This is a genomic window from Sphingomonas sp. (assembly GCF_003248515.1).
In the GTDB taxonomy this organism is placed as follows: Bacteria; Pseudomonadota; Alphaproteobacteria; order Sphingomonadales; family Sphingomonadaceae; genus Sphingomonas_I.
This window is the reverse complement of the sequence record NZ_QFOB01000010.1, coordinates 85,037-107,130: the sequence shown is the minus strand read 5'-3', so window position 1 is coordinate 107,130 and position 22,094 is coordinate 85,037. Positions and strand designations below refer to the sequence as shown.

At 66.8% G+C, this 22,094-nt stretch carries 26 protein-coding genes; 14 read left to right on the top strand and 12 right to left on the bottom strand.

All coding sequences use genetic code 11. From position 1 onward, the window contains the following. The first annotated feature begins 3 nt into the window (after window positions 1-3). The 4 genes from tolR (at window position 4) to pal (ending at window position 3,354) form a co-directional block, all read left to right on the top strand. Window positions 4-450 carry a protein TolR gene (gene tolR / locus DI605_RS15955; protein WP_293975865.1) on the top strand — a complete coding sequence of 149 codons (447 nt, stop codon included), beginning with the start codon at window positions 4-6 and terminating at the stop codon, window positions 448-450. A gap of 135 nt (window positions 451-585) precedes the next feature. Next, complete coding sequence (locus DI605_RS15950; protein ID WP_293975863.1) at window positions 586-1,452, top strand: hypothetical protein; 867 nt, start codon at window positions 586-588, stop codon at window positions 1,450-1,452. Next, entirely contained in the window at window positions 1,452-2,804 is a 1,353-nt protein-coding gene (gene tolB, locus DI605_RS15945; RefSeq protein ID WP_293976035.1) for a Tol-Pal system beta propeller repeat protein TolB, read from the top strand. Before DI605_RS15950 ends, tolB begins: the two co-directional genes overlap by 1 nt. 28 nt (window positions 2,805-2,832) lie before the next feature. After that, window positions 2,833-3,354 (top strand): peptidoglycan-associated lipoprotein Pal, encoded by a 522-nt coding sequence (gene pal, locus DI605_RS15940; RefSeq protein WP_293975861.1) that lies wholly within the window; start codon window positions 2,833-2,835, stop codon window positions 3,352-3,354. A gap of 155 nt (window positions 3,355-3,509) precedes the next feature. On the opposite strand, the gene DI605_RS15935 is transcribed toward pal, so the two are convergent. Continuing rightward, the gene (locus tag DI605_RS15935) at window positions 3,510-4,727 is read right to left on the bottom strand and encodes a UbiH/UbiF/VisC/COQ6 family ubiquinone biosynthesis hydroxylase (protein ID WP_293975859.1); all 1,218 of its coding nucleotides are present in this window, start codon (window positions 4,725-4,727) and stop codon (window positions 3,510-3,512) included. An 83-nt stretch (window positions 4,728-4,810) separates the two neighbouring features. Beyond that, window positions 4,811-5,731: a LysR family transcriptional regulator gene (locus tag DI605_RS15930; protein WP_293975857.1), complete on the bottom strand. Its 921-nt coding sequence runs from the start codon at window positions 5,729-5,731 to the stop codon at window positions 4,811-4,813. Between the two features lie 92 nt (window positions 5,732-5,823). Here DI605_RS15930 and DI605_RS15925 point away from each other — a divergent pair, with 92 nt between their 5' ends. From DI605_RS15925 to DI605_RS15915, 3 genes are all read left to right on the top strand, one after another. Next, window positions 5,824-6,132 carry a hypothetical protein gene (locus tag DI605_RS15925; RefSeq protein WP_293975855.1) on the top strand — a complete coding sequence of 103 codons (309 nt, stop codon included), beginning with the start codon at window positions 5,824-5,826 and terminating at the stop codon, window positions 6,130-6,132. A gap of 31 nt (window positions 6,133-6,163) precedes the next feature. After that, window positions 6,164-6,862 carry a pirin family protein gene (locus tag DI605_RS15920; RefSeq protein WP_293975852.1) on the top strand — a complete coding sequence of 233 codons (699 nt, stop codon included), beginning with the start codon at window positions 6,164-6,166 and terminating at the stop codon, window positions 6,860-6,862. Between the two features lie 161 nt (window positions 6,863-7,023). Continuing rightward, the gene (locus DI605_RS15915) at window positions 7,024-7,950 is read left to right on the top strand and encodes a pirin family protein (RefSeq protein ID WP_293975851.1); all 927 of its coding nucleotides are present in this window, start codon (window positions 7,024-7,026) and stop codon (window positions 7,948-7,950) included. Between the two features lie 171 nt (window positions 7,951-8,121). On the opposite strand, the gene DI605_RS15910 is transcribed toward DI605_RS15915, so the two are convergent. Together DI605_RS15910 and rpmG are read right to left on the bottom strand one after the other, a co-directional pair. Next, complete coding sequence (locus DI605_RS15910; RefSeq protein WP_293975849.1) at window positions 8,122-8,298, bottom strand: (2Fe-2S)-binding protein; 177 nt, start codon at window positions 8,296-8,298, stop codon at window positions 8,122-8,124. Window positions 8,299-8,488: 190 nt separating this feature from the next. Next, window positions 8,489-8,656, bottom strand: a complete 168-nt coding sequence (rpmG, locus tag DI605_RS15905) for a 50S ribosomal protein L33 (RefSeq protein WP_171745969.1) — start codon at window positions 8,654-8,656, stop codon at window positions 8,489-8,491. Between the two features lie 183 nt (window positions 8,657-8,839). Between rpmG and DI605_RS15900 the strand changes: the two genes are divergently transcribed. The 4 genes from DI605_RS15900 to DI605_RS15885 all read left to right on the top strand — a co-directional run bounded on the left by DI605_RS15900 (window position 8,840) and on the right by DI605_RS15885 (window position 11,789). Beyond that, the gene (locus DI605_RS15900) at window positions 8,840-9,151 is read left to right on the top strand and encodes a hypothetical protein (RefSeq protein ID WP_293975846.1); all 312 of its coding nucleotides are present in this window, start codon (window positions 8,840-8,842) and stop codon (window positions 9,149-9,151) included. Window positions 9,152-9,328: 177 nt separating this feature from the next. Next, window positions 9,329-9,826: a DNA starvation/stationary phase protection protein gene (locus tag DI605_RS15895; protein ID WP_293975844.1), complete on the top strand. Its 498-nt coding sequence runs from the start codon at window positions 9,329-9,331 to the stop codon at window positions 9,824-9,826. Between the two features lie 69 nt (window positions 9,827-9,895). Continuing rightward, on the top strand, window positions 9,896-10,069 hold the full coding sequence (locus DI605_RS15890) for a DUF1328 family protein (protein ID WP_293975842.1): 174 nt from the start codon (window positions 9,896-9,898) through the stop codon (window positions 10,067-10,069). Window positions 10,070-10,184: 115 nt separating this feature from the next. After that, on the top strand, window positions 10,185-11,789 hold the full coding sequence (locus DI605_RS15885; protein ID WP_293975840.1) for a cisplatin damage response ATP-dependent DNA ligase: 1,605 nt from the start codon (window positions 10,185-10,187) through the stop codon (window positions 11,787-11,789). Between the two features lie 85 nt (window positions 11,790-11,874). Here DI605_RS15885 and DI605_RS15880 read toward each other — a convergent pair whose 3' ends face one another. Together DI605_RS15880 and DI605_RS15875 are read right to left on the bottom strand one after the other, a co-directional pair. After that, a complete protein-coding gene (locus DI605_RS15880) occupies window positions 11,875-12,384 on the bottom strand; it encodes a thioredoxin family protein (RefSeq protein ID WP_293975838.1) in 510 nt (169 codons plus the stop codon). 349 nt (window positions 12,385-12,733) lie between these two features. After that, window positions 12,734-13,549, bottom strand: a complete 816-nt coding sequence (locus tag DI605_RS15875) for a cold-shock protein (RefSeq protein WP_293975836.1) — start codon at window positions 13,547-13,549, stop codon at window positions 12,734-12,736. Between the two features lie 342 nt (window positions 13,550-13,891). Between DI605_RS15875 and DI605_RS15870 the strand changes: the two genes are divergently transcribed. From DI605_RS15870 to DI605_RS15860, 3 genes are read left to right on the top strand one after another with little or no spacing between them, the layout of a single operon-like run. Beyond that, complete coding sequence (locus DI605_RS15870; RefSeq protein ID WP_293975834.1) at window positions 13,892-14,509, top strand: ribonuclease D; 618 nt, start codon at window positions 13,892-13,894, stop codon at window positions 14,507-14,509. Between the two features lie 8 nt (window positions 14,510-14,517). After that, window positions 14,518-15,165, top strand: a complete 648-nt coding sequence (gene lptC / locus DI605_RS15865; RefSeq protein ID WP_293975832.1) for an LPS export ABC transporter periplasmic protein LptC — start codon at window positions 14,518-14,520, stop codon at window positions 15,163-15,165. Continuing rightward, the gene (locus tag DI605_RS15860; RefSeq protein WP_293975830.1) at window positions 15,162-15,764 is read left to right on the top strand and encodes an LptA/OstA family protein; all 603 of its coding nucleotides are present in this window, start codon (window positions 15,162-15,164) and stop codon (window positions 15,762-15,764) included. The genes lptC and DI605_RS15860 overlap by 4 nt, the downstream gene beginning before the upstream one ends. A 9-nt stretch (window positions 15,765-15,773) precedes the next feature. On the opposite strand, the gene DI605_RS15855 is transcribed toward DI605_RS15860, so the two are convergent. The 6 genes from DI605_RS15855 to DI605_RS15830 all read right to left on the bottom strand — a co-directional run bounded on the left by DI605_RS15855 (window position 15,774) and on the right by DI605_RS15830 (window position 22,051). Continuing rightward, complete coding sequence (locus DI605_RS15855) at window positions 15,774-16,811, bottom strand: glycosyltransferase family 2 protein (protein ID WP_293975828.1); 1,038 nt, start codon at window positions 16,809-16,811, stop codon at window positions 15,774-15,776. A gap of 5 nt (window positions 16,812-16,816) precedes the next feature. Further along, window positions 16,817-18,937, bottom strand: coding sequence for an NAD-dependent epimerase/dehydratase family protein (locus tag DI605_RS15850; protein ID WP_293975826.1), 2,121 nt, complete (start codon window positions 18,935-18,937; stop codon window positions 16,817-16,819). Further along, window positions 18,934-19,479: a serine acetyltransferase gene (locus DI605_RS15845; RefSeq protein WP_293975824.1), complete on the bottom strand. Its 546-nt coding sequence runs from the start codon at window positions 19,477-19,479 to the stop codon at window positions 18,934-18,936. The genes DI605_RS15850 and DI605_RS15845 overlap by 4 nt, the downstream gene beginning before the upstream one ends. Next, entirely contained in the window at window positions 19,476-20,501 is a 1,026-nt protein-coding gene (locus tag DI605_RS15840) for a glycosyltransferase family 2 protein (protein WP_293975822.1), read from the bottom strand. Before DI605_RS15840 ends, DI605_RS15845 begins: the two co-directional genes overlap by 4 nt. Then, window positions 20,489-21,217 (bottom strand): monofunctional biosynthetic peptidoglycan transglycosylase, encoded by a 729-nt coding sequence (gene mtgA, locus DI605_RS15835; protein WP_293975820.1) that lies wholly within the window; start codon window positions 21,215-21,217, stop codon window positions 20,489-20,491. Before mtgA ends, DI605_RS15840 begins: the two co-directional genes overlap by 13 nt. A 90-nt stretch (window positions 21,218-21,307) precedes the next feature. Next, entirely contained in the window at window positions 21,308-22,051 is a 744-nt protein-coding gene (locus tag DI605_RS15830) for a glutaredoxin (protein WP_293975818.1), read from the bottom strand. Window positions 22,052-22,094 lie beyond the last annotated feature (43 nt).

Below are 22,094 nucleotides of genomic sequence, written 5' to 3'. Positions count from 1 at the left end.
GCGATGGCGATGGGCCCCGTCAGCCGGAGAGGCCATGGCCGGCGCCGCGCGCCGATGGCCGAGATCAACGTGACCCCGCTGGTGGACGTCATGCTGGTGCTGCTCATCATCTTCATGGTGACTGCGCCGCTGCTGGTGGCGGGTGTGCCGGTGAAGCTGCCCGACAGCAAGGCGGGCGCGCTGGATCAGGATGACAAGCCGATCCAGGTTTCGATGGATGGCGATGGCAAGATCTTCGTGGACGAGGATCAGGTGGCGCTTTCCGCTCTGCCCGCGCGCCTCCAGGACAAGGCTGCGGCGAAGCCGGGCGGCGAGGCGCCGCAAATCTACCTGCGCGCCGATGCGGGCCTGGATTACGGGCGCGTGATGGCGGTGATGGGCGAGCTGAACCACGCCGGCTTCAACAAGGTGGCGCTCGTCACCACGCAGAGCGAGCAGCAGGGCAAGTGACGCCGCTTTCGCATCTGTTCGCTTCGGGCGAGGATTCGCGCCTGCCGGGAAGCGAGGTCGGAACGCTGTTTCGCCTATCGCATGTCGGCCGGCGCGATGCTGCTCGAATCGGGCGGAGGTGTCTGGAGAGGGCGCTTGGATAAAGCGGACCAGAAAGGCATCGGCCTTGCGGTCGTCGGCCATCTGGCGCTGCTGGCGGCGCTGACGATCGGCATTTCGCGCCGCGTGCCGCCCGTGCATCCGGCGCCGCAGACGATGGATGTGCAACTGGTCGACGCGGTCGGGCTGCAATCGGCGGCGCCCGTGCCGGCGACCGAGGCGCCGCAGCAGCAGACGGCGCCCGAGGCCGGCCCGCCCGAGGAGGCACCGCCGCCCGAGCCCACGCCCGCTCCGCAGCCGGTGCCCAAGGCCGTCAAGGAGCCGGTGCCGGCGCCGCCCGCGCCCAAGCCGGCCCCCGCACCCGCAAAGGAACCCAGGAAGGCCGAGCCGCCGCCCAAGCCGGCGCAGCGGCTGAGCTCCGATTTCCTGAAGGATATTTCCAGCGCGGCGAAGAGCGAAGCCAAGGGTGCTTCCGCCGGGAAGGGCAATCGCACCACAGGCAGCGCGCTTGGCCCCGATTTCCTGAAGGGCATCGCCTCGCCTTCGGCGGGTAAGGGAACGACGGCGCGCGCCCAGATTACCGGGGCCGCGATGAACGGGCTCGCCGCCGCCATCAAGCGGCAGGTGCAGCCCTGTTATGAGCTGGGCGCGTTGGGTGGTACGCCGGCCATGGCGATCGTCACCGTATTGCAACTTCGCTTCAACAAGGATGGTTCGGTGCAATCGGCCCAGGTGGTGGAGCAGACCGGCGTCGATGGATCGAATGCGCGCTACAAGCAGCAGATGGCGGAGGTGAGCCGCGCGGCCGTGCTGCGCTGTTCGCCGCTGCGGCTTCCGGCCGAGCTTTATGCCGGGGGCTGGGAGAATATCGAGATGGGCTTCATACCAAGGCAGATGCAGTGATGATCCTACGCAACATCCTCCTCGCCGCAGCCCTCGCGCTGCCCGTGACGGCGCAGACGCCGGCGCCAAACGCACCGGCCCCGGCGGCCGGCGCGCCGATCCGCGTGGATATTACCGGCGGCATTTCGCAGCCCATGCCGATCGCCATTCCCGTCATGCCAACGCCCGCATCGGCAGGCACGGCGGCGGGCAGCACCGATGCACTGGGCGCGCAGGTTTCGCAGGTGATTTCGGGCGATCTGAAGGGCAGTGGTCTCTTCACGCCGCTCGGCGCGGGGCAGTTGCGCCCGGTGGCCTTCCCGCAGGTGACGGCGCCTGATTATGGCGGCTGGCTGACGACCGGCGCGCAGGCGCTGATCCAGGGCTTCGTGCAGGCCAATGGCGACGGCACGCTCACCGTGGGCTGCTATCTCTACGATGTCTTCGCCAAGCAGGAGCTGACGCGTCAGGGCTTCGTGGTGAAGCCGGCCGAATGGCGTCGCGCGGCGCACAAATGCGCCGACATGGTCTATACGCGGCTGACGGGCGAAGGCCCCTATTTCGACAGCCAGGTGATCTACGTTTCCGAGACGGGCCCCAAGACCCGGCGCGTGAAGCGGCTGGCGATCATGGATCAGGACGGCGCCAACCATCGCTTCATCACCAATGGCCAGGCGCTGGTGCTGACGCCGCGTTTCGCGCCCAACCGCCAGTCCATCGTGTTCATGTCATTCGAAAATGATCGGCCGCGTGTCTATGCCTATGATGTGGGTTCGGGCCGGAAGCGGCTGGTCGTCGACGGCAATGCCACCACCTTCGCCCCGCGCTTCTCGCCGGACGGGCGCTGGGTGCTGGTGTCGATGATCGTCAACGGCAATTGCGATATCTACAAGGTGCCGGCAGGCGGCGGCGCGCCGATCCGCCTCACGACCTCGCCCGGCATCGATACCGGCGGCAGCTTCTCCCCGGATGGATCGCAGATCGTGTTCGAGAGCGATCGATCGGGCGGGCAGCAGCTTTACGTGATGAATGCCGACGGATCGAACCAGCACCGCATCAGCTTCGGCGGCGGGCGCTATGCAACGCCGGTGTGGAGCCCGCGCGGCGATCTGATCGCCTTCACGCATATCGGCGGTCGCTTCAACATCGGCATCATGTCTCCCTCCGGACAGGGGGAGAAGATCCTGTCCAACGGCTGGCAGGACGAGGGGCCGACCTGGTCACCCAATGGCCGTGTCCTCCTGTATTTCCGCACCGGCCAGGGTTCCGGCAAGGCTGATCTCTGGTCGGTCGATCTCACCGGCGTCAACGAACATCCGATTCCCACTCCCCTTGACGGATCCGATCCGGCATGGGGACCGTTACTGCCCTGAAACGACGAACATTCGAGGAGACGAATTGATGCGTAAGACGACCCAGGGCCTCATGGTGACCGCGGCGCTGCTGGCGCTCGCCGCCTGCTCCAAGACGCCGAAGCCCGCCGATCTGCCGCCGCCGCCGCCCGCCGAGACGGCTCCGCCGACCCCGCCGCCGCCGTCGAACGTCGGCAGCACCGTGGTTCCGGGTTCGCGCGCCGATTTCCTCGCGCAGGCCGGCACCGATACCGTCCACTTCGCGACCGACAGCTATGATGTCGACAGCGAAGCGCAGGCGATCCTCTCCGCGCAGGTGGCGTGGCTCAAGAAGTTCCCGAACGTGACCGCGACGATCGAGGGCCATTGCGACGAGCGCGGCACCCGCGAATATAATCTCGCGCTGGGCGATCGCCGCGCCAATGCCGCCAAGACCTTCCTGGTCAATGCCGGCATCGATGCGAGCCGCCTGACCGTCATCAGCTACGGCAAGGAGCGCCCGGTGGCGCAGGGCTCCGACGAGGAAGCCTGGGCTCAGAACCGCCGCGCCGTGACGGTGGTGCCGCAATAAGGCGAACGGCCCTCGTCGGGCCGATCTGAGCGGGCTTCGTTCCTTATCCTCCCTGGGAGGGGAAGGCGTGGGCTTCGGGAGGCTCGGCCCGAACCGAATTTTGATTGGTCGCGTGAGCGGCGGATGATCCTCCCCGGCCCGCCGGGGAGGATTTTCTATACTTCCATGCCTTGCAGTAGCTTGGGCAGATGGCCGCTTTCTCCGCGGGCCTCCGCCTTGAACAGGCGCTTGAGCGGGGGCAGGCGCTCCACCATGTCCATGCCGAGGCGGCGCACGGCGCGGGCGGCGGGGCCGGGAATGCCATAGAGACGGGTGAGGCCATCCGTCGCGGCGGCGACCATGAACGTGTCGAGCGCACGCCAGTTCTGATAGCGGGCCAGCAATTGCGCATCACCGGGCTCCAGGCCCAGGCGGAGCCCCTCTACCAGAACCTCGGTGAGCGCGGCGACATCGCGCAGGCCCAGATTCAGGCCCTGGCCGGCGATCGGGTGAATGCCATGCGCTGCATCGCCCACCAGCGCGAGGCGCGTATCCGTGATGCGCGCGGCATGGTGAAAGCCGAGCGGGTAGCTGGAGCGCGGGCTGGCCGCGCGCAGCGCGCCGAGCATGCCGCCCATCCGCTTTTCCGCTTCGGCCAGGAAGGCGCGATCGGGCAAGGCGAGCATCGCCTCCGCATCGCGCCGCGCCACCGTCCAGACGATCGCGGAACGATGGCCCTCCGCATCGTCGGCCATGGGCAGCAGCGCGAACGGTCCGGCGGGATAGAAGAGTTCGTGCGCGACGCCGCCGTGCGGCAGTTCGTGGCCGAGCGTGGCGATGATCGCGGCATGATCATAATGCCAGCGCGCGACCTCGATCCCGGCCGCCTCGCGCGTGGGCGAATGGCGGCCTTCGGCGGCGATCAGGAGCGGCGCGGTGAGCGTGCGTCCGTCCGCGAGCGCGACGGTCACGGCCTGCTCGTCGCGCTGCGTGCTGACAGGCTGGGCGGGGGCGAGCAGGCGGAGGTGGCGTGCCTCCTTAGCAGCCTCGTGCAGGGCAAGGCGCACCGACCTGTTTTCGAACATCATGCCGAGCGGGCCTTCCTCCTCGCTCGTATCGAAGATCAGCGCGCGGGGCGTGAGGCCATCGGCGGCCCGGATCGTGCGGATCGGGCAGCCCTTGCCGGCCATCCGATCGGCGAGACCGATCGCCTCGAACATCCTGTAGGAGGCGCTGGCGATGGCCGATGCGCGGCCATCAAAGCCGGCGGCCTGCACGGTCGCGGGATCGGCCGGGTCTACGACGATGCTGGAGATTTCGTGCCGGTCGAGGGCGAGGGCCAGGGTGAGGCCGACGAGCCCGCCGCCGAGGATGATGACGTCCGCGCATTCCATGGGGCGGGGTTTAGGCGCTCGGGCGGGGGACGTCATCCGGAAACGCTCGCCACCCGCCGGAAGGGGGCCGGAGTGTGGCCCTGCTAGACATCCGGCCCGGCATCCTCGTCACGCGCGCCTTCATCGATGAACTGCTGGAGCAGCCACGAAGCGGCGGGGCCGGGGGGTTCGTCACGGCGCCAGATGCCGGAGAAGCGATAGCTGCCGCCCGTATCATCCGGCAGGGCGAGGCGGACGAGCGTGCCCGCGATCAGATCCGCTTCCACCATCGGCAGCGGCATATTGCCCCAGCCTATCCCCTCGCGCAGCAATTGATGCTTGGCGCCGAGATCGGCGAGGCGCCAGGTGCGCGTGCTGGTCACGCTGAAATCGCGCCCCTCGGTGAGCGGCGATCGATCCGTGAGCACAAGCTGCACATGATCGCGCGTCGCGCCTGGCGGGATGGGCTGCATCCGCGCCAGCGCATGATCGGGCGCGGCGACCGGGATCATCGCCACCGTGCCGGCGGCGACGCGCTCGATATCCCGGCCGGTGATGATCGGCCCGCTGACGCCGATCACGGCCCGGCGTTCCAGCACATGCGCGGTGATCGCGCCGAGCGCATCGACGTGGAGGCGCAGCGAGACGGTGGGGAATTTGGCATTGAAGGCGCGCAGCACCCGGCCGAGCCGCGCAGACGGCAGCATCACGTCCACCGCCAGATTGACCTCCGCCTCCAGCCCTTCCAGCAGGCCCTTCACCTTGGCGCGCAGGCCATCGATGCCCTGTGCCACGGCATGCGCCTCCGCCAGCACGGCGCGGCCCGCCACGGTGAGTTGCGGGCGCCGCGTCCCCTCGCGCTCGAACAGGGGCAGGCCGAGCTGCATTTCGAGATTGCCGATGCCGTAGCTCACCACCGAGACGGCGCGGTTCAGCTTGCGCGCGGCGGCGGCGAAGCTGCCCGTTTCCACCACGGTGAGGAACAGGCGGAGCTGATCGAAGGTGGGCGTACCGGGATTGGCCATTTCAACTTTCTCGAACGAACTCACCGATATTATGCGGCTTATCGGTCAAGTCCAGCCGGCTTATCTCCTCCCCAACACGATAGGAGGTCGAGATGATCGCAGCACAGTCCCAGCCGAGCCTCAGCCGCTCCGAATGGCAGGCGGTATCGATCGCGTTCAACGACGCCGCGCAATGCGGCTGCGCCTCGGCCCGGGAACCGGGCCCGCTGCGCAGGCTTTACGGCGCGCTGACCGGCAACCGGCCGCCGCGTCCGCTGGCGGATCAGCGGCTGGAAGCGATCCGCAGCTTCGTCTGCACCACGCGCCGTAGCCGCAAGCCGGCCGAGGACCTAGTGCCTACGCTGCGCGGACAAGGCTTCAGCCCGGCACAGGTGGATGCGCTCGCCCTCCTCTCGCTCTGATGACACAAGATTGATCTGAAAGGATAAGACGATGATCGAAGTACGGCCTTTCGCATCGCTGGGCGGCGAGAATCATGGCTGGCTGGATGCCAAGCACCATTTCTCCTTCGCCAATTATTATGATCCTAAGCGGACCAACTGGGGCAATCTGCGCGTCTGGAACGATGATGTGATCGCGCCCAAGAGCGGCTTCCCGCCGCATCCGCACCGGGACATGGAGATCATCACCTATGTTCGCACCGGCGCGATCACGCACCAGGACAATCTGGGCAATCATGGCCGCACCGAGGCGGGCGACGTGCAGGTGATGTCCGCCGGCACCGGCATCGCCCATGCCGAATATAATATGGAGGACGTGCCCACCACGCTCTTCCAGATCTGGATCCAGCCCACCCGGACCGGCGAGAAGCCGAGCTGGGGCGCCAAGCCCTTCCCCAAGGGCGATCGCGCCGGGCAGTTCGTGGTGCTGGCCTCCGGCTTCGCGAACGACAATGACGCGCTCACGATCCGCACCGATGCGCGGGTGGTGGCGGCGACGCTGAAGGCGGGCGAGACGGCGGAATATGCGCTCGGCGCCGATCGTCGCGGCTATCTCGTCCCGGCGACGGGCGCGATCGAGATCGATGGCCAGCGGGCCAATGCCCGCGATGGTGTGGCGATCACGGGCGTGGAGACGCTGAAGGTGACGGCGATCGAGGACAGCGAACTGGTTCTCGTCGACGCCGCCTGAGGGTGAGCCGATAGGAAAGGATCGTCATTGCGAGTGGGGCGACGCAATCCATCTCTTCACGTTTGAGGGCTGGATCGCCAGGGAGCGTTGCTCCCCGCGATGACGATCTTTGAGCGACAAGGCTCGAAGCAACGAACAAGCGGTTCAAGGGAGACGGCAAAATGACCCTGCGCGCACATGACATGCCCGGTGTCGATTCGATCATCCTGCCGCCGGTGAGGGATCTGGGCGAAGGCTTTCAGGTGCGGCGCGCGCTGCCTTCGGCGCATCGCCGGATGGTGGGGCCGTTCATCTTCTTCGACCAGATGGGACCCGCCGTCTTCGGCAGCGGTGACGGGCTGGACGTGCGGCCGCATCCCCATATCGGCCTGGCGACCGTGACCTATCTGCTGGAGGGCGAGATCCTCCATCGCGACAGCGTGGGTTCGGTGCAGGCGATCCGGCCGGGCGAGGTCAACTGGATGACGGCGGGCTCCGGCATCGTCCATTCCGAGCGGACCAGCCCCGAAGTGCGCGCCGCCGGCGGCGCGCTCTATGGCCTCCAGACGTGGGTGGCGCTGCCCAAGGCGCAGGAAGAGATTGCTCCCGGCTTTTCCCATCACAAGGCGCATGAAATCCCGAAGACGGAAGGCGAGGGCACCTCGCTCACCCTGATCGTGGGCACGAGCGACGGGCTGCGCTCCCCGGTGCCGAGCTTTTCCGACATCGTCTATGCCGATATCATTCTGGCCGATGGTGCGCGCTATCGGCTGACCGCCGAGCATGAGGAGCGCGCCGTCTATGTCGTCTCCGGCGCGGTGACGGTGGAGGGGCAGGCGGGCGGCTTCGCGGCGGGCGAACTGGTGGTGTTCAAGCCCGGCGCGGAGATGGTGCTGAAGGCGAGCGGCCCGACGCGGCTGATGCTGGTGGGGGGCGAGCCCTTTCCCGAACCGCGCCAGATCTTCTGGAATTTCGTGTCGAGTTCGGGCGAACGGATCGAGCAGGCCAAGGAAGACTGGCGCGAGGGGCGCTTCGCGAAAGTGCCCGGCGAGACGGAATTCATCCCGCTTCCGGCCGAACTGAAGCCGGCCCCGGTGCGCTATCCGTAATCAGCACCAGATAGGCATGCCTCATCCCGAACGTGCGTCAGGATCCATGCGAACCAATCGCCGCGGAGATAGTGTCCGGGGCGGCGCGCGCACCGGATCCTGACGCGGTTCGGGATAACGTGTATCTGTGGATGGAGAGCGAGGCCCGCTGACGAGCCCTCGCGAAGCAGCTCAGGCCGGCTGGCCGGCGCGCTCTTCGGCGATCAGGGCGCGGGCGAAGGGAATGCACTGGCCGCATTGCGGGCGGCGGCCGAGCGCCGCATAGGCCGCCAGCGGACTCTGGCAGCCGGACCGTGCCGCATCGCGGACATCCCGTTCCTTCAGGGCATTGCAGACGCAGACAACCATCAACGACTCTCCTGTCGCTGAGGGCTCTAACGCTAGTGCGAACCACTCGCAACAGGATTCGCGAGCATGACGCGCTCGATTCGTCGCAAGGGATTGCAGGACGGACGCACGAAAAAGGGCGCGCTGGGCGCGCCCGGCCTGGATCATGGATCAGGCGTGCGAAGGGGCGGCGGGGAGCCGCCCGGCCGGCTTACTTGATCTTGGCTTCCTTGAACTCGACATGCTTGCGCACGACGGGATCATATTTGCGGAAGTTCATCTTCTCGGTCTGATTACGCGGATTCTTCTTCGTCACGTAATAGAAGCCCGTGTCTGCGGTGCTGACGAGCTTGATCTTGACCGTGGTCGGCTTGGCCATGGGGCTATCCCGAATCTCTGCTGGGGCGGCCTGGACCGCCGGAAAAACAAAAAAGCGGCCGGAGCCGCTCGCTGAGGGGCCTCTGCCGCCACGGAGGAGAAATGTCAAGGCGGCGCTGAAACGGTTCCGTCTTAATCCTTGAGTAACCACAAACGAGCACACGTATCGTAACGGGGGCGTATCATGGCGACGATGATCGATCAGCAGCAGGGTTTCCGCAACGCGCTGGGGCAGTTTGCCGCAGAGGTTTCGCGCCTCAAGGGGCTGGACCGGATCCAGCTGGTGAACCAGCTTCGCCGGCTGGCCCTGGCGAGCGATCTTCATTCCGCCGTGGAAGTGATGGATGGCATGGCAGATGCGCTGGCGCGTGACGAGGGATCTGCGCTGCTGGGGCCGTGGCTTGCCGCGATCGATCAGGCGGCCGCCTGCGCGCCTGGCAATCGCGACGTGGCGCCGCTGCTGCTGGCGACGGTGGGTGTGCGTTACGCGCACTGACTTTGTATGGGCCGGGTGGAGCAACTCCGGATCTGCCCGATAGCCGGCCCTGTCGAAGAGCCCGGCCATTTTCGATCTCCTCAATCAGCTTGAACGAATTTGTTTGGCTCCCGTAATGGAGCCGTTCGGCCGCTTTTCCGTTAGGATGGTCGGAACCAGCATCTGAGGAGACAGACCATGGCGGACACACCTTCCAAGCTCGCCACCCCGACCGATCTTTCGAGCAACGCGCTTCATGGCGTGGCCGAGGCGCTGAATGCGGTGCTGGCCGATGCCTATGCCCTGTATCTGAAGACCAAGAATTTCCACTGGCACGTCTCAGGCCCGCATTTCCGCGATTATCACCTGATGCTCGACGATCAGGCGACGCAGATCCTGGGCGTGACGGACGCGATCGCGGAGCGCGTGCGCAAGACGGGCGGCACCACGCTGCGTTCGATCGGCGACATTGCCCGTCGTCAGACGATCAAGGACAATGACTCGGATTTCGTATCCGCCGATGCGATGCTGGCCGAACTGCGCGACGACAATCTGAAGCTCGTCGAGGGCTTTCGGGTGGTGAAGGAGCAGGCCGAGGAGGCCAAGGACAATGCCACGAGCGGCATTGTCGATGAATGGACCGATCAGGCCGAGGAGCGTGCCTGGTTCCTGTTCGAGGCCAGCCGGAAGGGGTGAGGAAAAGCCACGCAAAGCCGGCTGGAACGGGCGCTTTCGCCGATTGTTATATCGGCGAAAGGAGCCTCCATGCTGAAGCTTGCGCTGATCTTTCTCGTCGTCGGCCTGATCCTGGGTGCGTTGGGATTTGGTGGAATAGGCGGTGCCTTCGTCGGCATCGCGAAGATTCTGTTCTTCCTGGCTATCGCCCTGTTCGTGATCTTCCTGATCCTGGCGGTGGTTGCCGGCAGGGCCATTACCTGACGGCACATATATGACCTTTCGAGCAAGGGCGGCCGATCGCGCCGCCCTTTCTTTTTTCACCCTGACGGTGCGGGGCTGTGCGCAAGGCCCGGCTCCGATGCGGCGCTGATCCGCGATGCGCGACTTTTCCCGCCTGCTCGACGGCCTCGTCTATACGCGATCGCGCAATGCCAAGCTGAAGCTGATCGCCGATTATCTGCGCGCCACACCCGATCCCGATCGCGGATGGGCGATGGCGGCGCTCACCGGCACGCTGGATCTGCCGCATGTGAAGCCGGCCGCGATCAAGGCGATCGGGGAGGAGCGGGTCGATCCCGTGCTGTTCGCGATGAGCCGCGATTTCGTGGGGGATCTGGCCGAAACCGTTTCGCTCCTCTGGCCCAAGCCGGCGGACATGCCCGAGGAACTGGACAGCGGAGCCCTGCGCCTTTCCGCCGTGATCGAGCGGTTGATGACGCTGGGCCGGGGCGAGGCGCCGCGCGCGCTGGCCGGAATGCTCGACCAACTGGACGCATCGGGGCGTTATGCCTTGCTGAAGCTGGCGACGGGCGCGCTGCGCGTGGGTGTTTCCTCGCGGCTGGCCAAGACGGGGCTGGCGCAGGGCTTCGGCCTCGATGTGGATCAGGTGGAGGAGGTGTGGCACGGGCTGAAGCCACCCTTCGCGCCATTGTTCGCCTGGGGAGAGGGCGCAGGCGCGCGCCCGACCCCGGTGGACGTGCCGGTGTTCCGCCCCTTCATGCTCGCGCATCCGCTGGAGGATGCGCGCGTCGACCTCGCCGATTATGCGGCGGAATGGAAATGGGATGGCATACGCGTGCAGATCGTGTGCGTGGGCGGGGAGACCCGGCTCTATAGCCGGGCGGGCGACGATATCACCGGCAGCTTCCCCGATGTTGCGGCCGCCTTTCGCGAGGCCGGCGTGCTGGATGGCGAATTGCTGGTGAAGGGCGCGCATCAGGGCGGTGGCGCGCTGGCGGAAGGCGAGGGGGCGGCGAGCTTCAATGCGCTTCAGCAACGGCTGGGGCGCAAGGCCGTATCAGCTCGTACGATGGATGAATATCCGGCCTTCGTAAGGCTTTACGACATATTGTTCGATGATGACGAAGACGTGCGGGATCTGCCCTGGAGCGCGCGGCGCCGGCGGCTGGAGGCGTTTGTCGCCCGGCTGGATCCGGCACGCTTCGATCTTTCGGCGATCATCGAGGCGGCCGATTTCGAGGCGCTGGAGGAGATAAGGGGCGCCGCGCGCGATGCGTCGATCGAGGGGGTGATGCTGAAGCGGCGCGATTCCCCCTATGTGGCGGGGCGGCGTACGGGGCTGTGGTACAAGTGGAAGCGCGATCCGCTGACAGCCGATTGCGTGATGATGTATGCCCAGCGCGGCCATGGCCGACGATCCAGCTATTATTCGGACTATACGTTCGGATGCTGGAGCGAGGAGGGCGAGCTTCTTCCCGTCGGCAAGGCCTATTCGGGCATTACCGACGAGGAGCTGAAATGGCTCGACCGCTTCGTGCGCAACGGCACCGTCCAGCGCTTCGGCCCGGTGCGCGAGGTAGAGAAGACGCTGGTTCTGGAAATCGCCTTCGATTCCATTCACCCGTCCCGGCGGCACAAATCCGGCGTGGCGATGCGCTTCCCCCGCATCGCGCGGATCCGCACGGACAAGCCGGCCGCCGAGGCGGATACGATCGCCGCGCTCAAGCGGCTGATCGCTTGATGCGGCCATCGCGCCCGGGGATGCAGGCCCAGGCGGATTCCGGACCGGATTCTACGGAAACAGGAGAGGCGGAGAGGCGTGCCGATCAGCGCGCGAATTGCGCGAGATAATCGGCAAGCCCTTGTGGGTTCATGCTGCGCGCATCGGACAGGGCGGTCGTCTTGCCAGTGTTGATCAGGCGATCGCTCTTCGGATCGACGACGAGGAGGGCGGGGACGCCGGCCAGACGATCCTTGAAGCCATAGCGCGCGGGCACGTCGAGATTCTTGTCGAAGCGACCGACATCGACCGAGACGAGCTCATAATGCTTCTTCAGCCAACCCTCGACCTCGGGCAATTCCATCGTGCCGGCAAGGATCCGGCAATCCAGGCACCAATTGCCGCCGAGATCGATCAGCAGCAGCTTGCCCGATGCCTTCGCGCGCGCGCGGGCCTTGTCGACGGCGGCCATGGCCGGCGCGGTCTGGCTGTAGGGCAGGGGCAGGGGCTTGGCGAGCTGCTCGAAGCTCTGCGCCTTCACGCGCGGGGCGGGAACGGCGGCCGCGCCGGCGCTGGCGAGCGCCGCGGCGACAACGGCGGAAAGGATCATGCGCATCTTCAAATCTCCGGGGACGTCGCGCGGACGCAACGATCATGAGAGGAAGATAGGTGTGACGTGCGAGCCGCCGAAGAGAGGCTTTCTTGGGTGGGCTAAAGAGGAAAGCGAGGGAGGATCCCGGAACCGGCCTGTCCGGCGACGGGATATTCTGGTGGAGGAGGGCTTCTCCTGCTTTCCTGCTCTTCGCGAACGGGCCGGCGGGTGCGGCCGTTTCTGCCGGAAGCCGATACTGTTTCTTCCCTTCTGTCGACGTCTGCCAGCGATCGCATCGCCGCCAAAAGAAAAGGCCCGGCCAGCGCATCCGCCGGCCGGGCCCGATCATGTGGGCGTGAGTTCGATCCGGCGATTATTCGCCGGGGACGAGGTTCACCGCCGCATATTTGCCGCGACGATCGACTTCCAGTTCGAACTGGAGGCGATCGCCCTCGTTCAGCGTCGTCATGCCGGCGCGCTCGACGGCCGAGATGTGGACGAACGCGTCCGGCTGGCCATCATCGCGCTGGATGAAGCCGAAGCCCTTCATCGCGTTGAAGAACTTGACCGTGCCGCTGGCCTTTTCGCCCGTCAGCTGGCGCTGCGGACCGCCGGCGGCGCCGCTGGCAGCCGCCGGAGCACGGCCTTCGCCGACCGGCAGGATATCGCCGACGAGCTTGAGGTTGGTTGCGGAAACGCGGCCACCGCGATCGACGAGCGTGAATTCCAGCGTCTGGCCATCGGCCAGGCCGGTGAGGCCGGCCTGCTCAACCGCCGAAATGTGAACGAACACGTCTTCACCGCCATCATCGCGCACGATGAAGCCGAAGCCCTTCTGGCCGTTAAAGAACTTAACGGTGCCCTTGCCTTCGCCGATCACCTGGGCGGGCATGCCGCCGCCGCCGCCGCCACGGCCGCCGCCGAAGCCACCACCGCCGCCGCCACGGAAACCACCGCCGCCGCCGCCGAAGCCGCCGCCACCACCGAAGCGATCACCGCCGCCGAAGCCGCCGCCGCCACCGAAGCGATCACCGCCGCCGCCATAGCCACCGCGGCCCGCGCCGCCGTAGCCACCGCCGCCGCCGCCATAGCCACCGCCGAAATCGGAGCCGCCGAAGCTGTCCTCGCCAAAGCCGTCGCGCTTGTCCCTGCCACCGCGCTGGCCGCGCCGCCCTCTATCAAAACCCATGCCGCAAGAATCTTTCCAAATCAGTCGCCCCGAGCGTCGAACCGAACGCGACGGGCGAAGTCGCGCCAGGCTGGTCAGCATATACTATGCCTAAGCAAACACTAGCCTACAACAAATCCGCGAGCCCGGCGAGCGAATTCCGCCTTTTTCCCGCCATGATGGTGAACGGTGCTTCACTTGCCGTTCAGGCCGTGCTGTAAACAACACGGTCGATCGCTCCTCCGGTGGGCTGAACGGAGGTGCCGGCGTGCCGGACAGGCGGGTTCGGGCGCGCGCTTTTTCGCATCCGCAGAAAGTGCGCGGGCGCTTCCACGCAGGACGATCACGCTCTAAAGGCCCTCTATGACTGTTCATTTTCATGAAGAAGATCTGCCGGCCGGCGTGCTGGCCGAGGGACCCGTCGCCGTCGATACCGAGACGATGGGATTGCTCACGCCGCGCGATCGCCTGTGCGTCGTTCAGATCTCGGACGGGGGCGGAGACGAGCATCTCGTGCGCTTCGCGCCGGGCAGCAATTATGCCGCACCGAACCTCCGCGCGGTGCTGGCGGACCCCAACAGGCTGAAACTCTATCATTTCGCGCGCTTCGATCTGGCGGCGATTCGCCACTATCTGGGCGTCGTCGCGGCGCCCGTCTATTGCACCAAGATCGCATCACGCCTGATCCGCACCTATACCGACCGGCATGGCCTGAAAGAACTGGTGCGGGAGATACTCGGCCAGGAAATTTCGAAGCAGCAGCAATCGTCCGACTGGGGCGCGCCCGAACTGAGCGAGGCACAGCGGGAATATGCCGCGTCAGACGTTCGCTATCTCCACCAGCTGCGCGAGAAGCTTGACGAGCGGCTGGCGCGTGAGGGGCGCGCGGGGCTGGCGCAGGCCTGCTTCGATTTCCTGCCGGCGCGCGCCGAACTCGATCTTGCCGGCTGGCCGGAGATCGACATCTTCGCCCACATGTGAGCCCGGACGTGTCCGTCCTCGCCAGCGAACGCAGAAGCCAGCGCCGCGCCTGGGCGATGGCGGGCGGCCGCCACGACATCAAGATGGCGGTCCTGCGCGTCGCGTTGCCGGCTGCGGTGGGGATCATCGCCGCCTTCCTGGCACTTGCCCCGCTTACCGTTGGCGCGGACATCAGCTTCGTCCTCTCCAAGAAGGGCGTCGATGTCGCGCCGGAACGGATGCGCGTGAGCCACGCCGTGTATCGCGGACGCGACGGCAAGAACCAGCCCTTCATCCTGACGGCGGCGTCCGCTGTTCAGCAGACCTCGCGTGACCCGATATTGCGGTTGCAGACGCTGCATGCGCGCATCGCGATGGCGGATGGCCCGGCGGACGTGCGCGCGCCGCGCGGGCGCTATGACATGAACAGCGATCGCATCGCCGTGGACGGCCCCGTGCGCTACGAGGGCGGTGGCGGCTATCGGGTCGACACGCGCGATGTGCTGGTGGATCTGAAGACGCGCCTGCTCAAGAGCCGTGGCCCCGTGGACGGAACGATGCCGCTCGGCACCTTCGCGGCGGATCAGATGCGCGCCAACCTTGAGACCAAGGTGGTGGATCTTGTGGGGCACGCCCGCTTGCATATCGTCCAGCGGCAGGCCAGAGCCGCGCGATGATCAGGGGTTTCCTACTCGTGGGCGCGTCGCTGCTGGCGACGGCCGCCTCGGCCCAGGCCGCGCAGAACAATGGCGGCCTGTCCGTGCTGCGCGGGCATGACAGCAATGCGCCGGTGGATGTGACGTCAGACCGGATCGAGGTGCAGGACCGGGCCGATCGCGCGATCTTCGTTGGCAATGTCCATGCGGTGCAGGGCAATATGACGATGGATGCGGCGCGGATGACGGTCGCCTATTCGCGTGGCGTCGGCCCGAATGCGGAGCCGCAGATCCAGCGCATCGATGCATCGGGCGGCGTAACGGTGGTTTCGCCCAGCGAGCGGGCCAAGGGATCGTTCGGCATCTACGATCTCAATCGGCGCATCATCACGCTGATCGGCGGCGTATCGCTGATTCGCGGGGGCAATACCGTGAACGGCGCGCGGCTTGTTATCGATCTCAACAGCGGCCGTTCCACGGTGGACGGCAGCGCGGTGGGCGGAGCGGCATCGGCCGGGAAGGGCGGCCGCGTGACCGGGCGCTTCACCGTGCCGCAGCGCTCCCAATCCGCTACGGCGCCCGCCAGCACGCCTTCGCCGGGCACGCCGCCCGCGAAATAAGGGCTCGGCTCAGGCCATCCAGGCGGGAGGGGCGCCGGGCGCGTCCGTCCAGCGCGTGATGGCCGGCGTGCGATCGCGCGCATCGGGGGCGAGGCCATAAGCGAGCAGGGCGCGCGCCTCCCGCTCGACGATCGCATGCTGGCGGGCGCCGCCGAACAGCTTGCGCGCCATGAGCAGGGCATAGCCGGACAGCCAGGCGAGCGACGCGCCGATCGCGCCGGTCCGCGATCCCGTGAGCGCGAAGAAGCGGCGGCGCGAGGCATACCAGTAACGCGGCAGTGGCGGGCGCAGCGCCGTGCGGCGGGTGCCATTCACCCCGGTGGCGGCCCCCCCGACATGCGGAACGCGGCTGGCCGGCTCGTGCCGGATCGACCAGCCGGCGGCGCGCAGGCGCCACATCAGTTCGGTTTCCTCGAAATAGAGGAAGAAGCCGGTATCGAAGAGCCCCACCTCGCGCAGTGCGCTGCTGCGGAACAGGACGCTCGCGCCTGTGGCCCATTCCACCTCGCCCGCTTCCTCCCCGAAGGAAACGAGCCGTTCGGGCGCGAACAGGCGCTGGATCAGCCCCATGCGCGCGCCGCGCACGATTTCGCGCCGGGCATTGGGAAAGGCGAAGGCGGAGCCGGCGGCCGAGCCATCCGGCTCCAGCAGCAGGCTGCCCACCGCGGCGCAGCGGGGATGGGAATCCAGCACGGCGGCAAGGGTGGAAAGGCCACCCGGCTCGATCGCGGTATCGGGATTGAGCAGGTGGATATAATCGGGCGGATCATCGCCCTGGAGCAGCCGGAGGATCGCCTGGTTGTTCGCCCAGCCGAAGCCGCCATTCATGGCGAGCGGCAGCAATTCCACCCAATCGGCCAGCGCGGGATCGCGGATTCCCTCGGCGAGCTTCTCCGCCGAACCGTCACCCGATCCACCATCAACGAGGATCGCGCGCAGGCCCGGTTCGGCGGCGCGCTCGCCGCCGAGGGCGCGCAATGCCTCCAGCGCCAGCGCGGGCGTCCGGTAATTGACCATGACGGTCGCGATCCGGCGTGTGCCCGCCATGGCGATCAGCGCATGAAGCGATCGACCGAGGCGTTCACGCCGCGCTCGATCAGGGCCTCGCGCGTGCCGGCCGGCTGCCAGCCGAGCATTTCCCGCGTCTTGGCGGAATCATAGCGGGCGCGGTGCGATTTGCTGTCCCAGTCGCGATAGGCGGAAGCGCGGCGATTGGGATGGCGCACCAGATTCTTGGCACCTTCCTTGATCGCGTCGGCGATCCAGTAGCGCCAGATCGGCTTGGCCTTCGCGGCGATCCGGCCGCCCACGCGGGCCTCGATCGCGGCGACATAATCCTGTGCCGTCAGCAACGGCTCATCGGTGAGCAGGAAGGTCTGGCCGTCGATGCCCGGCGCATCCAGCGCCTTGTCGAGCGCGTCATTCACGTCATCGACCAACACGAAGGGCACCATATTTGTGCCATCGCCCCAATAATCGATCTGCGTGTTCGACACGAACTTGCCAACGCCGAGATGCGCCGGCGGGCTGCCTTCGCCGATGACGACGCCGGGGCGGAAGATGACGAGCGCCAGACCGTCCCGCCGCGCGATATCCTTCAGCAGAGCCTCGCACGCCGCCTTGGACCGGGCATAGAGATTGCGCTTGTCGATCTTGGGATCCACCGGCGTATCGCCCGTGATGGTCGCCTTCGGATCGCCCGAGGCATAGCTGTCGATCGTTCCGGTATAGATGAAGCGCTTCACGCCATGCTTCACGGCGGCTTCGGCGAGGCGGCGGGTCGGCTCGATATCGCCCGACACATAATCCTGCCAGCGTTGCCCCTCCGCCTTGGCGAGATGATAGACGGTCTCGATCCCGTCCAGCGCGCGCTCCAGCGTCGCCGGATCGCTATGCGAGCCCTGCATCAGCTCGACATCGACGCCGGCGAGATCGATCCGCGCGGAAGCCAGGCTGCGCGTGAGGACGCGTACGCCAACACCACGCGCCGCCAGCCGGCGGACGAGGCCACGCCCGATGAAGCCGGTGCCGCCGACGACGAGCACGGTGGGTTTGGTCGGCTCCGCGACGGGGGCGGGGGCCGTACTCGCGGAGGCGGCGCCATTCTCGATGCCCGAGGCTGCGATGATATCCTCGCACAGCTGGATCACCTTCGCGCCGAAGCGGCCTTCCAGGCGCGGATCGAGCGTTCCACCGAGCCCGGCATAGAAAGTGGCGACGCTGAGCGCGATGCTTTCCTCGAACGGGTTGGCGGCGGCCTGCTTGCGCAGCGCGCGGCCGAGATAGCGGCCGAAGCTCGTGACCGTTTCACGGCCCATCGCCAGCGCGGCCGATTTCGACGCGTTGAAATTGTCGAAGATCGGATTGTCGCTGGATTGCGCCGTCTGCCACGACGTGCCGCGCTCGAAATCGAGATGGGCGACCGCACCGCTGGCACGCACCGAGATGCTGCGATCCGTCTGGCCGGGCGAAACGGACAGGTTGAAATTGAGCGATGCGCCGCCACCCGTGCCGATCGCGTTCCAGCGGCGCCACACGCGCTGATCCCCGGGAAGATCGATCGGATTATCGGCCACGGCGGCCCGGATCTCGATATCGCCCAGCAGATCGAGCGCGAAGGAGCCGAGATGCGATCCCAGCTCCAGCACCAGATTGCCGGGCCGCGTCACCATCCAGCTGTTGAACGGGCCGAACTGGAGAATCGGCAGCGCATAGAGCCAGTTGACGGCGAGGTGATCGATCGCGCCGAGCGTGCCCGAAGCCCTGCCGTCGCGGATCGCCTGATAGGCCGGCGTGAACAGGAAATTGTGATTGACGCCCAGCACGCGGCCCCTGGCTTCGGCCAGATCGCAGAGCGCGCGGCATTCCGCAGCGCCGGGGCCCATCGGCTTTTCGAGGAAGACGTGCTTGCCCGCCTCGATCAGCGTGGTCGCGGCGGCGACGTGAAGATGCGGGGGGAGCAGGATATGGACGGCCTCGACATCGGAGGCCGCCAGTTCCTCGATCGATCCGAAGACGTTGGGAATGCCATATTCGGCCGCCGCCGCCTTCGCCCGGCCAACCGCCAGATCGCAGACCGCGTGCAGCACCGCGCCGGGAGCCGCCTGCACGGCGCGGGCATGCGCCTTCAGGATATAGCCGGCGCCCAGCAGGCCGACGCGCGTTTCGCTCATATGGCTTCCCCCTTGTTTGCCTGACCGGCCACGCGGATGCGCGCCGGTACGCCGATCGCCAGCGCGCCCGGCGGCACGTCCGTCAGCACCACCGCATTCGCTCCCACCTTGGCGCCGTCCCCGAGCCGGACCTTGCCGAGCACGACCGAGCCCGCGCCAAGATCCACCCTGTTCCCCAGGATCGGGGCATCGTCCAGCGCATCCAGCCGGCGCAGGCCGAGCGTGCAATTCTGCCGGATGATGCAATCGTCGCCGATCACGGTGTTGCCGTGGACGACGATGCCGCCCTGATGCTCCACGATCACGCGCCGGCCGAGCGATACCGAATAAGGCAGTTCGATCCCGTAATTGTTGCGTACGCGGCGGAACATCATCCGATAGAGGATGCTGAGCGGCGCGCGCAGGAGCTTGGGCGAGACGGTCATCCGCCACACGCCGAAACGCTGGATGGCGACGGCGCGGAAGCCCGGCCGCGTCCAGTCGCGTCCATGCGCGATCCAATCCTCGCGGATCTGGGCGAAAAGGCCGGGACGATCGCTCATGCCGCGCCCTTATATTCGATGATCCGCGAGGCGCGCCCCCGCAGCCGATCGCGATGATAGCCGATCAGGCCGAGCAATTCGGGAAATTTGCCGAGCATGAGCAGCGTGCCGATGCCGCGCGCGGCAGCGGGCGAAAGCCCCTGGGCGCGCTTGCCGGCGGCTATGCGCGCCATCTTGAAGGGATAGAGGGCGATCAGCGCCAGCGTCACGATCAGCAGCAGCGGCGTCGTCACGATGGCGAGCAGCGCGGCCGCGATCGCCAAGGCAGGAATGGCCGCGCCCCAGATCAGGATGGAGCGGCAGGTGCGCGGCCAGTTCGGCCAGCGCGCATCCGGATGGCGCCAGGCCATTTCGGCGAAGCCGTGCCCGGCGCGGCGGCTGCGGCGCCACCACTGGCCGAACCGCAGCAGCGCGGCATCATGCCATGTCATCTCCGCGTCGATCCGGGCGAGGCGCCAGCCCTTCTTGCGCATGCGCATCGACATCTCGCTATCCTCGCCGGCGATCATCGACGCGTCATAGCCGTCCACGTCGCGCAGCGCGGCGAGGCGGATCAGGGCATCCCCGCCGCAGCCGGCGGCCTCACCGACCGGGATATTCCATTCGTCATCACACAGCGCATTGTAGATGGAGCGATCGGGAAAACGCTCGCGCCGCCGGCCGAAGACGAGCGCGAGGCCCGGATCTGCTTCCAGCGCGGCCCTAGCGGCATCGATCCAGCCGGGGCGCACCTCGCAATCGCCATCCACCATCTGGGCGAGGGTGATATCCGGATGCAGGGCCGTCAGCCGATCCAGCCCGGTATTGCGGGCGCGGGCGGCGGTGAAATTCGGCGGAACGGCGAGCCCGATCACCTCGACGCCGAGCGAACGGGCGAAATCCTGGCTGCCATCCGTGGAGCCCGAATCGACATAGACGACCGGCCCCGCATCGATCACCGAACGCAGGCAGGCTTTCAGGCGCTCGCCCTCGTTGCGGCCGATCACGACGATGCCGATGCGATCCCCCATCAGCTCAGGCATGCCGTATAGCCGCCGCGCTGCATCGGCCCGAGCCGGCGGGCGATGCGATCGCCATAGCGGCGCACGAAGCCGTGCGGATCGATCGCGTCGCGCTTCTTGGGCAGCGGCAGGATCGCGGCGATGCGTGCCGCCTCCGTCGGCGTGAGCCGGCTGGCATCATGATGGAAATAGCGCATCGCCCCCGCATTGGCGCCATATGTGGCGATGCCGGTTTCCGCGATGTTAAGATACACTTCCATGATTCGCTTCTTTCCCCACAGAAGCTCGATCAGGCCGGTGAACCACACTTCCAGCCCCTTGCGCAGCCACGAACGGCCCTGCCAGAGGAAGGCGTTCTTGGCGGTCTGCTGGCTGATGGTGGAGCCGCCGCGATAGCGCCTGCCCGCCTCGTTGCCGGAATAGGCCTTGCGGATCGCGGTGAAATCGAAGCCGTGATGGCGACAGAAATTGCCATCCTCGGCGGAGATGGCGGCGCGCGCCATATCCGGATCCATGCGCGAGAGCGGCATCCATTCCTTGGTGATCGATCGGCCGCCGGCCAGATCGCCGATCATCGTCAGCGTGATCGGCGGCGGCACGAAGCGGTAGAGCAGCACCCACAGGACCGATCCGACCACGAAGATCAGGATCGCGCGGACCAGCCAGCGAAAGAGCCGGCGGGGCAGGGAGCGGGTGCTCGGGGATCGGGACGTGGTTCGCGTCGTGCTGCGGGCCATGTGGCCCGTCTAGTATAGACGGGGCGCAAGCGGAACAGGGCAGCTATCGCGCTGGAATGCGCTTTTCTGCCCCTTTTTTCGAACGCCCCCTCAGGCGACGAGCATCACGATCGCCATCAGCACCATCATCACATTCTCGGTTAGCGAGAGGAAACCGAGCGGCACATTGCTGTCGCCGCCGACACAGGCGCATTTGAGCGAGCGCTTGTCGACATAGACGGCCTTGATGACCGAGATCGCGCCGATCGTGCCGATGAACAGGGCGATCGGGATGGAGATCCAGTCGAAGGCGCGCGCGATCATCAGGATGCCGGCGCCCGCCTCGGCGAAAGGATAGATATAGGCATAGGGCACCCAGCGCCGGGCCAGCAGATCATAGCCCAGGAACATGCCCGAGAAGCTCTCGATATCGCGCAGCTTCAGGATGGCGAGCACGCACATGCTGAAGGCGATGAACCACTGGAAGGCGATCATCGGCACGATCGCGCCGAACGCGCCATAGCTGGCGGCGAGCGCCATCGGCGCGGTGACGGCGAAGACGGCGATGACGGGCCGGTAAGTGATCGCCTTGGGATCGCGGACCGATTTTCCGAGATGGCGGCGCAGATCATCATTCCCGCCGATGCGCTGGCCATCGATGAAGATCTGCGGCGTGGATTTCACATCGTGCGCGGCCTTGAAGGCATCCGTCTCCTCGCGCGTGAGCAGGCGATGATCCTCGACCTCGAAGCCGCTGCTCCTGAGCAGGTGAAGCGCCTTGCGGCCGTGCGGGCACATCGATTTGCCGATCGTCATCCGATAGATGACCGCCTGTTTCCGCGCCGCGCTCGCCATATCCATATCGCCTTGTCGTGCCTTCGATCGACGCCGATATAGG